The following is a 1423-nucleotide window of genomic DNA, read 5'->3' as shown; positions in this document are numbered from 1 at the left end:
TACGCTTTTGACATATAATAAAAATATCTAAAGAGCCAGCCATGTATCTGACCCAACATACCGATTACGGATTGCGCGTATTGGTTTATACCGCCATCAACGACGACACCCTCGTCAATATCGGCACCATTGCCGAGACTTACAATATTTCCAAAAGCCATTTGATGAAAGTGGTTACCTCATTAGTCAAAGGCGGTTTTCTGGTCAGCGTACGCGGCAAAGGCGGCGGTTTGCGCTTGGCGGATGTTCCTGAAAAAATCAACATTGGCGCAGTCGTCCGCCATCTTGAGCCGATGCAGGTTGTCGAATGCATGGGCGATAACAACGAATGCCTCATCACCCCATCCTGCCGACTGACCGGCATCATTACCGGCGCCATCAAAGCCTTCTTCAACCATTTAGATCAATACTCCCTGCAAGATCTTTTGGACAAACCAACCTACGACATACTCTATACCCCGCGCATCCCCATCAACGAAATACGCAGAATGGTTGATTAAATCTTCAGGCCGTCTGAAAACAGTCAAGCTATATCGAAATAATCATCAGCCTCTCAATATAGGGGCGTGTGGTATTACTCGGAAAAATAATAAACAATGCCGTCTGGAATTAAGATTTTCAGACGGCATTGTTAATTTTAAAATAATAGAAAGATATCGACCAGAGCAAGCAAAAAGTAACTGCTCGCCATTTACTTATTCCCTAGTCAAAAAGTACGCCAAGTATCTTCCCAGTCAACGTAACGGTCTTTTTCCAATACAAAATTGGGAACGTTAGTAAAACTTTCGTGGCCATGACGAATATAATTTTGATTATGAATCCATAGAGTTTTACCTTGTAAATATTTCTTTAAAATATAAAATACCGTCTGGATTGTGAAATCTCAGACGGTATTATTTTGGTTTATAAAATATCAACCATTAAAATGATTACACTTTTTCTACAGATTAACCTTCTGGCAATGGTAATGAAGCCAAATACCGTAGAGTAATTACATAATCAATCTAACGTCCTTAAAATAACAATAGCATTTTTATCATTGCTGAATATTCTATCTGCGTGTGGTATTCCGCGCGATGAAGTGCTTCGATCGTACTCAATATACACTCTTTTACCTGATGGAAGCGTTGCTTGCAAGTCTGGGCGACATATTCCTACACGACAAAAATTTCCATACTGCTAATCTACGTCAGCCCCAAAAACAAAGATTTGTTTTTTTCATTCAACATATCTATCCTAAATACGCCATCACTCCATTGAGTTTTTAATTTGTATTTCGCTCTTGTTAAATGTTTTTCTGTTTGCCGATTTCTTTTGCTAATGTAAAAAATACTCTACCACTCTCATTGGTTAAAGTTTTCAAGTATTCATCAACATCAGTAACATTAATAACAACTGTTTCATTTGTATGTTTATTAAATTC

Annotated in this window: 1 protein-coding gene; it reads left to right on the top strand. The window is 38.4% G+C overall.

The window, feature by feature from the left end; all coding sequences use genetic code 11:
- The first annotated feature begins 41 nt into the window (after positions 1 to 41).
- Positions 42 to 500: an RrF2 family transcriptional regulator gene (locus tag ACTHUE_RS19035; protein ID WP_070645838.1), complete on the top strand. Its 459-nt coding sequence runs from the start codon at positions 42 to 44 to the stop codon at positions 498 to 500.
- Positions 501 to 1423 lie beyond the last annotated feature (923 nt).

This window comes from Neisseria sp. P0021.S005 (assembly GCF_051956955.1).
This window is presented reverse-complemented; position numbering and strand designations above follow the sequence as displayed.